The 9,048-nt window shown below is 42.3% G+C and carries 13 protein-coding genes; all 13 read left to right on the forward strand.

Annotation, left to right across the window (positions count from 1 at the left end; translation table 11 throughout):
- Positions 1 to 398, forward strand: a 398-nt coding sequence (locus tag G1O98_RS34260) for an HNH endonuclease signature motif containing protein (protein ID WP_202985846.1), incomplete at its 5' end; no start/stop codon positions are given.
- Positions 399 to 718: 320 nt separating this feature from the next.
- Positions 719 to 1,450 carry a hypothetical protein gene (locus G1O98_RS39145; protein WP_175586979.1) on the forward strand — a complete coding sequence of 244 codons (732 nt, stop codon included), beginning with the start codon at positions 719 to 721 and terminating at the stop codon, positions 1,448 to 1,450.
- A 119-nt stretch (positions 1,451 to 1,569) separates the two neighbouring features.
- Positions 1,570 to 2,124 (forward strand): hypothetical protein, encoded by a 555-nt coding sequence (locus G1O98_RS34270; protein ID WP_163938120.1) that lies wholly within the window; start codon positions 1,570 to 1,572, stop codon positions 2,122 to 2,124.
- A 97-nt stretch (positions 2,125 to 2,221) separates the two neighbouring features.
- Entirely contained in the window at positions 2,222 to 2,494 is a 273-nt protein-coding gene (locus tag G1O98_RS34275) for a hypothetical protein (RefSeq protein ID WP_163938124.1), read from the forward strand.
- A gap of 49 nt (positions 2,495 to 2,543) precedes the next feature.
- Complete coding sequence (locus G1O98_RS34280) at positions 2,544 to 2,960, forward strand: hypothetical protein (protein WP_163938127.1); 417 nt, start codon at positions 2,544 to 2,546, stop codon at positions 2,958 to 2,960.
- Between the two features lie 118 nt (positions 2,961 to 3,078).
- Positions 3,079 to 3,348: a hypothetical protein gene (locus G1O98_RS34285; protein ID WP_163938130.1), complete on the forward strand. Its 270-nt coding sequence runs from the start codon at positions 3,079 to 3,081 to the stop codon at positions 3,346 to 3,348.
- Positions 3,349 to 3,516: 168 nt separating this feature from the next.
- The gene (locus G1O98_RS34290; RefSeq protein ID WP_163938133.1) at positions 3,517 to 4,590 is read left to right on the forward strand and encodes a hypothetical protein; all 1,074 of its coding nucleotides are present in this window, start codon (positions 3,517 to 3,519) and stop codon (positions 4,588 to 4,590) included.
- 135 nt (positions 4,591 to 4,725) lie between these two features.
- Positions 4,726 to 5,175 (forward strand): DUF1257 domain-containing protein, encoded by a 450-nt coding sequence (locus tag G1O98_RS34295; protein WP_163938136.1) that lies wholly within the window; start codon positions 4,726 to 4,728, stop codon positions 5,173 to 5,175.
- Positions 5,176 to 5,177: 2 nt separating this feature from the next.
- Positions 5,178 to 5,384, forward strand: a complete 207-nt coding sequence (locus G1O98_RS34300) for a DUF2997 domain-containing protein (protein WP_163938139.1) — start codon at positions 5,178 to 5,180, stop codon at positions 5,382 to 5,384.
- 90 nt (positions 5,385 to 5,474) lie between these two features.
- The gene (locus G1O98_RS34305) at positions 5,475 to 7,097 is read left to right on the forward strand and encodes an AAA family ATPase (RefSeq protein ID WP_163938142.1); all 1,623 of its coding nucleotides are present in this window, start codon (positions 5,475 to 5,477) and stop codon (positions 7,095 to 7,097) included.
- 91 nt (positions 7,098 to 7,188) lie between these two features.
- The gene (locus tag G1O98_RS34310) at positions 7,189 to 7,527 is read left to right on the forward strand and encodes a hypothetical protein (RefSeq protein WP_163938145.1); all 339 of its coding nucleotides are present in this window, start codon (positions 7,189 to 7,191) and stop codon (positions 7,525 to 7,527) included.
- 13 nt (positions 7,528 to 7,540) lie between these two features.
- The gene (locus G1O98_RS34315; RefSeq protein ID WP_163938147.1) at positions 7,541 to 8,092 is read left to right on the forward strand and encodes a WGR domain-containing protein; all 552 of its coding nucleotides are present in this window, start codon (positions 7,541 to 7,543) and stop codon (positions 8,090 to 8,092) included.
- Between the two features lie 283 nt (positions 8,093 to 8,375).
- Positions 8,376 to 8,732 carry a hypothetical protein gene (locus G1O98_RS34320; RefSeq protein WP_175586980.1) on the forward strand — a complete coding sequence of 119 codons (357 nt, stop codon included), beginning with the start codon at positions 8,376 to 8,378 and terminating at the stop codon, positions 8,730 to 8,732.
- Positions 8,733 to 9,048 lie beyond the last annotated feature (316 nt).

The following is a 9,048-nucleotide window of genomic DNA, read 5'->3' on the forward strand; positions in this document are numbered from 1 at the left end:
TAAAATGGGTTAATAAGAAATATTGGGGAACGATAGGGGGAGATAACTGGGTTTTCATGACAAAATCTGGAGTAACCCTACTTAAACACGCCAAAACAGAAATTGTTAGGCATATCAAGGTAAAGGGAACAAACTCTCCATTTGATGGAAATCTGGTTTATTGGAGCGAAAGAATGGGTAAGAATCCTTTAATGCCAAGAAAAGTAACCACCTTACTCAAAAAGCAAAAAGGGAAATGTACTCATTGCGAATTGCACTTTAGAGAAGACGATGTGATGGAGGTTGACCATATCATTCCTAAATCGAAAGGAGGTTTGAATGACTATAAAAATTTACAACTTCTACACCGACATTGCCACGATGAGAAAACTACCTTAGACGGTAGCAGGTATGCATGACAAGCATCAATCTGTTGAGGAGCCGTGTAACGGGAAACTTTTACGCACGGTTTTGAAGACCAACGGGATTGGTGACAATCTCGTTGAGTTTAATACCTACCAAGTCTTAAAACTGGTTGTAAAAAACTTCAATCTTTGCAGAACAAAGGCGATTGTGAACTCCTCAATCGCCTTTTCAATTGTTACCACGCGGCTGTACAGAAGACACGGTAACACCCCAATATCTTCCTACAGCTTTGTGCTGTCTGCTGTTTTGACACCATCTGATACGCTTTGCCTTGGAATTATTTTATGAGGCTTCGCCAATTCTAGATTGAGCGTTGTGCAAGCACAACGTTGTTCATGTAAATCAAAAGGCGATCGCTTGCCTGAGAAACACTGCGATCGCCTTTCTATCCATAAGGAATCTTAAAATTATGCCACAAACAACAACAACTGTAACCTCTTGCGTTAAACCAGTTGAAGAACTGAGATCAGTAGAGATTTCGTTTGAAGACCACGAATTCTATGCAGGTCAAAAACTCGTATCTAGGATTACCCATGACGATGACCTAACGCAACCTTGGATAGTAATGGTCAATGGTGAGGAGATCCATCGCGCGAACACTTTTAAAAGATGCCATAGCTACATCACATGGCATTACCAGCGCGGAACACTGCCCATACAAGAAGAAGAAACCCCAGTCGCTACAACGGGGAACGAAATCATGGTACAGATTGCTGATGAATGCGAAAAGTACGGGTTTGAAATCCTAAACGATGGTATCTACGACCACGATCGAAAGCTTGGCGAAGTAGGCTGTACTAACAGCAGATGGTGGGTTATTCGGGCAACTTCAGTGCATCAGCAGAAAATTCCGTGTGATTCTGCATTTGATGCGGTGTGGGTATTGTCGATAGTAGAACTGACGCAACCATCTTGTAAGGGACTGCTGGATAAGCCGTTTGATCGACTAACGGCTAATGATAGGAACAGCTACGGGAATATTAGCCATCCTCAGACGAGCCTCTTGATTGCGGTAAATTCACAGACTCCGACTTGGCACGGATAGAGGGAATGGCGGCGTAAGAAAATCAGTAGGCGTGACCGAAATCTACATCGGTCGCGCCTGCTGATTTGAGAAGTCAATGGCTTCGCCAATGCGAAAGTGAGATGTATTGGTATTGAACAATGAACCCTCAAGAAACATCAGATTTACTTGCTGCTTTGATGCGCCAGGAAGAATTGCTCAAGCAGTTAGTCGCAGCAATCAATAAGCCGAAATTAGGATTGCACAGTGAAGCTGGCAATTGCAAGATATATTGTAATCGCCAGCACGGAGGGCTATGGTACACACTAAATGGTGAACCGAGTGATGTCCCTCAAACTGCCTTAACTGGATATCTTAAAGAACTGCGGTTTGAGAATACAGAACGCCGCAAAAAAGAAACCTGCAAGTTACTAATAACTATACAAGCAGACCGGACATATATCTTAGAATCAGGCTACGATACCCATTTTTCAAAGTGCATACTTGCGGCGATCGCAACTTTGACCCCAGAACAATTGTATTCTCCCATCACACTACAGCCGCACCCTGGTACGACAGATGAAAATGTGTTGTTCTGTCGCGTATGGGTAGAGTCGGAATTAGTGATGGCATCTTACAACGAGCAAACAGAGTGGCGAGAGGTCAGTAAACAGGCTTTAGCTGTAGCGAAAGCTGCGAATGAGATAGCGTTTTAACTCGTTGTAAACAGAGTTTGGGTAACTGTAATTAGAAGTTGCTCAAGCTTTGTCTACAGCTAATACATGCTGTCTACTAGTCCGCCAATAACAAGAAATGACAACAACAATCGTTCACCCCAGTATCGAAAACTTACAGCAGTTTTCTGACTCATTCGACATTGAGAAATTATTGCAATCTAAAGGGATTCTGCCGTGGCTTTTAGCAAATGGCTGGAACTACGACGATCAATCTTGTTTGATTGCAAACATTATTGATGAATCTACAAGCTTGGATCAAGTTTGGGAATCAGACGAGTTTGATTTTAATGCTCTGTCAGATGAATTAAAGGAAAAACTCAATCAAATCTTTGAGCATTTCTATCTGTAAAAATTCTTTGCCTCTAATGCCTAATTTATTCAACTCAAAGGTAACAAAAATGCAACCAACAATCACACTTCCACGAGGCTACGGAATCCCAAAGTTTAATGTTGGGCAACGGACTAAACAAGGCAAAGTCATTGGTATTGAAGTATTACCACACGATAGCGTATTAGCTGAGAATTGCGGTAGTGGCTATCGCTATATTGTCATGACTTCTCGCCATACCGAAGAAGTTAAATATCTGGAATCAGATCAGATTACGCCGCTCTCACCGTCAGAAGTAGAAGCTGAGATTTTAGAAGAGGTTGATTACTATTTGACTCAGCTTGTATTACTGCAATCCGAGCTAAAGGCTGACCTAAAGATTCAGACCCCATTCGGTCAAGTTAACCCACCTATTTCAACAACTAAACGTACTTCTGGGAGCGGTTCTAGATTGTCTAAACCGAATAAACAAAAAGTTGCCGCTTGACGAAAAAAAGAATCAGGTTATGCGTGAAAAACTCTCTAGTCAGATTCAATCAGTCTGACTGGAGAGAAAAATCGATTCCACAAAAGATTATCACACACTCTAGTTTAATACTAATCAGATGGAAACAAATTTGATTAAAGTGTATGACGCGACACTCTTAAGCTCATCAAAAGTTTACCAAATTAATGGTACACATTGTCGATACTTAGGCGATGCAGGTACTATCCAACATCCACAGTATTTGTTTCTACCTCTGCCAAATCAAAGGAAAAAAGCCAGCTTTCGGCTAAACCGAAACAAACTCATGACTCGCTGTTATGAAGTCGAAGGTATGGTTTATAAAAAGCCTGTGGCGCAGGATAATTCACAACAACTTCAGCTATTTTAAGCCATGTCCATACATAAACCACCAGTCATTAAAAGACATATTCGCCTACAAAATAGCTCTAAAAAAGTAATCTATAGAGCTACTACAGACATTCGCTCTCTTGAGAAATCACCACAAAGAAAGCTTCGCTTAATCGAAAGTGAAAAATAATGATTGAGGTCAATAATCATGGTACAAGCAATTGACAACCCTATTGCTGCAAATTTCCTGACTGATGCAGTAGTCGAGCGCCACAATTTCTCACAGTTAAATAAAACCCGCATTAGATTTCGTATCCAGTTGAAGAAAAGTACAAAATCGGCTGCTCCTAAATGGACAGATGTACTACAAGCTGAAGTTTCTGAAATTGAATCAGACCTCGTTAAAGTTACTAATTCCGAAGTTGGTTTGCGTGGTATTAAGGTATTCAAGAAGCTTGATGAAGCTGCTGCCCAATTGCGTCAAGAGATTGCTTCGGTTCAAGAATGGATGAGTAGTGATACTGGTGATTGGATTTGTCCAATTGATTTAGCTCCACTCGTTTGGAATCAACTGCTTAATATCAGAGATAATATTGCCCCTGGTTTACGCAATCAATTAAAAGCTGATTACGAAGCAGGACTTCTTGATTATCAAGAGCGAATTGACCAGTTCCTCTCACTTAACACTTGGGAATTAGCACAGGATAAGCAAGAGTCAGTCAAAGCCAACTTGTTAAGAGCATTTCCGACTCTGACCGATCTCGAAGACTATTTGCAAGTCATTATTGGTCGCCCGGTGATTATCCCGGCATTGTCCGAACAACTGAACCAGCAGCAAGCCGAATGTCTAGACCAGATTACCAAGTTCATTCAGCAGTATGACCAAAATCTGGAGCAAAGGCTACGGGAATCTGCTCTAGCTGGCGGTGAACAACTCGCCGCACAGTTGCTTGAAGAGTTGGCTGATTGGGAACCAGGGAGGAAACCCATACAGTTTAAAAGGAAAATGGAGCGTCATCTGATGAAGGTTCAAGTGCTACTAGCAAACGCTTCACCGGAGGCTGGCAGTAGCTTGGAGGCGATGATGGCGCACTTGGACTCTATTGTTAATGATCCAGCGATTGAGTCTAAGAATCTGGGTTCAGATACACGCAGTCAATTGCAGCAAAAGATGGAAGAAATTCGGATCAAGTTGTTAGACGAACAGCGCAATCTCCAAGAGCTAGCAACTGGTGAGGTGGGTTTATCGAAAGCTACCGTGATGTCGTTTAAGTTCCGGTAAAAAACAGTCTTGGGCGAGGGTGAATTCGCTCAAGACTGATCCCAATGGATTTAATACGTAGTTTCCAGAATAACCCAAAAAGGATATAGCACCCGTACTATTTCTCAAACCAATTTGAAAGCCTTGGAGCCAAAAATGTCGCATTTCTCAACAGTTAAAACCAAGCTTGTATCCCTTGAATGTCTAGTACAAGCTTTACAAGACTTGAAACTGAATCCGCAAGTTCACGAAACAGCACAGCCACTAAAAGGATACTATGGCGGTTCACAAGGACAAAGTGCTGAAATCATCGTATCTGGTCGCACCATAAAAGCCCGTGCAGACATCGGATTCAAGTGGAATCAACCAAGCGGTCTGTACGATGTGATACACGATAGTTACGAGACAGTTCCGAAGCTGGGCAAAGACTTTTTCAGCAATAAACTAATGCTGGCTTATGGACAACGGATGGTTCGCGCTAAAGCCGCCGAGTTACAAGAAAAATTTGGTGAATGTGCGATCGCTGAATCAACTAGCGGAAGTGTGCAAACTCTACGGCTGACTTTTGCCGGACATCAGGAAGTTCAACAATTTGCACGGAGATAAATATGGAACGTTCAATACTGATTCATTTCGACAATGCTACAGGTGAAGTTCGAGTGGAAGCGGAGGGGTTCGAGGGTTTGAGTTGTTTGTCAGCAACCCAACCGTTTGAAGAGGCATTGGGTGTTGTGGAGGGCGATCGCATTTTCAAAGAAGAATCAGCACTACAGCTTCGCACTACGAACAGTAGTCAAATACGCTTGCGTCAGTAATCAGTCATCAGTTACCAGTCTTAACTTGGCTGGTAACTGCTGATCATAAAGGCTTCGCCATTTCATAAGTGAAATATTTGAATAATTGACATGAAACTCTCAAATCTGCTCTCCACACTCGATTCACAAATCCCCATTGCTGCGGTTGATGTCCTGTCACCCGATGAAGCGACGATTATTCAGTGGTTGACTACAGAGGCATCGAGCAAGCTATCAAGTCCAGTATTCTTCTGGAATCTGGGTGTGTCCAGTCTCGAACAATGCCTGATTGCGTCGGATGGTGGTTTGGTGTTTAAGCCAGTTGCAGAGTACAAAAGACCAGCACAGGCTGATCCACTACTATTCGTATTCGACTACATTGCTAACTTTAGTGCTGATGGAATCTTTATCTTAGGTGATATTCACTCGTTTATTGGTAAGAATTCGCCTTCATTATCTTGGGAGGTTATTAGCAAGGTAAAAAATCTCTACCATCGTCTCAAACCGACTGATAAACGCATTGTGCTGCTGGGTCAAAACATTCAATTACACGAGTCACTTGTACGCTTAATCCCTTATTGTGAAATTCCTCTACCGGGAGTTGAGCAAATACTACTTCATATCAATTCTTATTTGCATGACCTACAACAGTCAGCTATTGAACAGGAATTGACTTTCACTATTTCTCTAGAAAATGCTGAAAAAGAAACTCTTTCTCGTGCTGCCCTGGGTTTAACCCTGGAGGAGATTAGCGACTTCCTTCGGTTAACAGTCAAAGAAAACTTAACTAATGATGGTGTCGTCGTTGGCGCTGATTTCATCCCCAAAGCCGTCGAGTACAAAACTCGGCTACTCTCTCAAATGGGTATCGAGTTGGGCAAACCTGCGACAATCGCATTCGGCGGTTTGGATCTACTGCGCGAGTGGTTGATGAGGCGGCGGCGGCTGTTCACGCAAGAGGCGCGAAGTCTTTCGTTACCCCAACCAAAAGGTGTATTGCTGGCTGGCCCACCCGGAACGGGTAAAAGTCACTGCGCCAAAAACATTGCTAGTATACTCAATTTGCCACTTCTGCAACTCGATATTGCGTCCCTTCTAGGTTCACTAGTTGGCGAATCCGAAGGTAATGTTAAACGCGCACTGAAAACAGCATCCGCGATCGCACCTTGTGTCTTGTTTATTGATGAGGTGGAAAAGGCGCTTTCAGGTCAGGGCGATACTTCAGGTGTTAGTCAAAGGATTCTTGGAACTTTGCTTACGTTCATGAGTGAGTGTACTGCTGGGGTATTTATTGTAGCTACTTGCAATGATCCATCAGCACTACCAAGTGAGTTTAAACGCAAAGGTAGGTTTGATGAGGCTTTCTTTGTTGATCTGCCCACTGAGCCAGAACGGGTACAGATTTTGGGGATTCACCTAGAGCGATTCGGTATTCATTTGGAATCGGAGTACCTCGAAGCGATCGCTGCCAACACCGCGAAATTTTCAGGGGCAGAACTGGAAACCCTCGCTTCGGAAGCTGCTCTGCTGGCATTCGATGAGGATAGACCGCAGCAGGTAACACTTGCTGACCTCGAAGCCTGTCGTCAAACGATTACCCCGCTTGCGATTCAGGACGCTGCGGCAGTCGAACGAATGCAATCCTGGGCATCCACCGCACGACGGGCTAGTAGCCCTGTGGTTGCAGCGAAAACTCAGTCTTTGCGTGCTGCTAAGTTTCGGAATATGAACTGATGAGAAAGCGATTGCCTCCTGATTCTATGAGGCGATCGCTCTTTCAGCAATTGAGAGCAACCAATTAACATAGTTAATAAGGCGAAGAAACATGACGACAGACTTAGTTACTTATTACGGGCAGACTCCTATCATTGACCAACTGGTTGATAAATATGGTGTGTATTTGGAAAAGTTAGACAGAGAAGATAAACTCTTACTTCGGATGGCGCTGGCTAGCTATGTCTTCATGCAAGAACATAGTAATTCAGATAAATATACTGTAGAAATGGCATTAGAAGATGTACTGTCAGATCCCGGCTTTATCAAAGAGAATTGGTATAATATCTGCTCTGTTTTAAATGGACTAACAACTCTGGAAGCAGAAACGATACTTGAAGCTTTACAGCATCAAATTCGATGGGGCAATGCCCGTCAAGCCGTGAATTGACAGCGTAAGAAACATGGAAATCTACTTAGTCTTTGTTGATACTATCCGAAACAGCAATAAATTCTGGTCTGCGAAAGTCGAAGATAGTAACTTAACAGTACAGTGGGGCAGAGTCGGTTATCAAGCGCAAACCAAAGTCCACACATTAGCTAATCATCAGAGAGCGGTTAGCAAATTCAACAATCTGGTAGCCGAAAAGATGATGAAAGGCTACAGAAGAAGTCAGTCACAAATCGACAGTAATTGTGAAGTTTCTGAAATCAACAGAGCGATTGAATTACTAGAGATTATTCGTCCTTATGTAGAGCAGAGAAATTTTTCAGTTGCTTATATTAATGCCCTAAATCAATATCTGAAGATTGTCCCAACACCTTTAGGTATGCAAATTGAACCATACAGGGTATATCGCTCAGTAGAAGATATCGATTATCAAATGGAATTACTCAATTCTCTGTTAGCGACTCCTGCACCACAAGCAGTTGCGGTGGATGCCCCTGAAGCCGCAACAGAACTCAATGTAGTCAGTCTCAAGACTATCAGTAAGAACTTCTGGCGACATTTGTAAATTAGCTTGTCGGAAAGTATTGCAGCCGATTTACTACAGCGATGCAGATTGATTAAGTGTATCCCCCAGCCCATACCGCCGCACTGGGGGATATTTCTAACTGACTTTCAGCTTAATTGCTTGTTTATCCTCTGGTTTTTTTCGTATGACATCGCTTAACCATTAGAATATTTTTTCTGAATGGGGAAAATTTATGTAAATTTAACCACATTCACCTGACGAAAGTTTACAATATAATTACTGAAACTAATCTAGTTACAACCAACAGGCTTTGGTTTGACCCATGACTGATAATAAACAAGTTGTCTGCCAACTCACTCAACAAAAACCAAGACGTGTTTTGGTTGTAGCTCCAAGTGAACTAGCTATCCATCATCGTCACAGACAATCCTTTCAAACACCGCTTACTTTAAGCAATTGCATTCTCAAAGTCATCGCTAAATTATCTATCGTCAGCGCTATGTTGTTTGGCATCAGTGCATTAGGCTATTGGGGATTAGAAATCCTTGAAGCTAAAACAATCCCGACAATAGAAGACAGATACGATTGGCAAACCCAAAAACATATTTGTTTCGGTTGGATGCTAGTTACTTTTTCTAGCTTCCTTGGAAGTGCTTCTTTTGGTAACGAGTCTCACTAATCTTTTCCAGAGGATAGAGTTAATAATAAAGATTCATTACTCAAAAGTCATAATTGAGAAGTAATTTAATATGATTGATAGATTGATTCATGAAAATTTCTGTCAGTATTATTGTTAGAGAGTTAAGCAGCCTTAAAAATGAATCCGACGATAGATTTTAGTCAAGGGAATTTCCACGTTGTTTCAACTGTGCAGAACAATCGTCCGCTCAAGGTGAGAGTGAACTTGCCATAGCCAGTGATCGTTACTGTTACGATCCAAATTGTGATATTGCTCAATGTAGGGTTCAGTTTGACTCACAAGCAGATATTCACAG

It is taken from the genome of Nostoc sp. UIC 10630 (genome assembly GCF_010747425.1).
In the GTDB taxonomy this organism is placed as follows: Bacteria; Cyanobacteriota; Cyanobacteriia; order Cyanobacteriales; family Nostocaceae; genus Nostoc.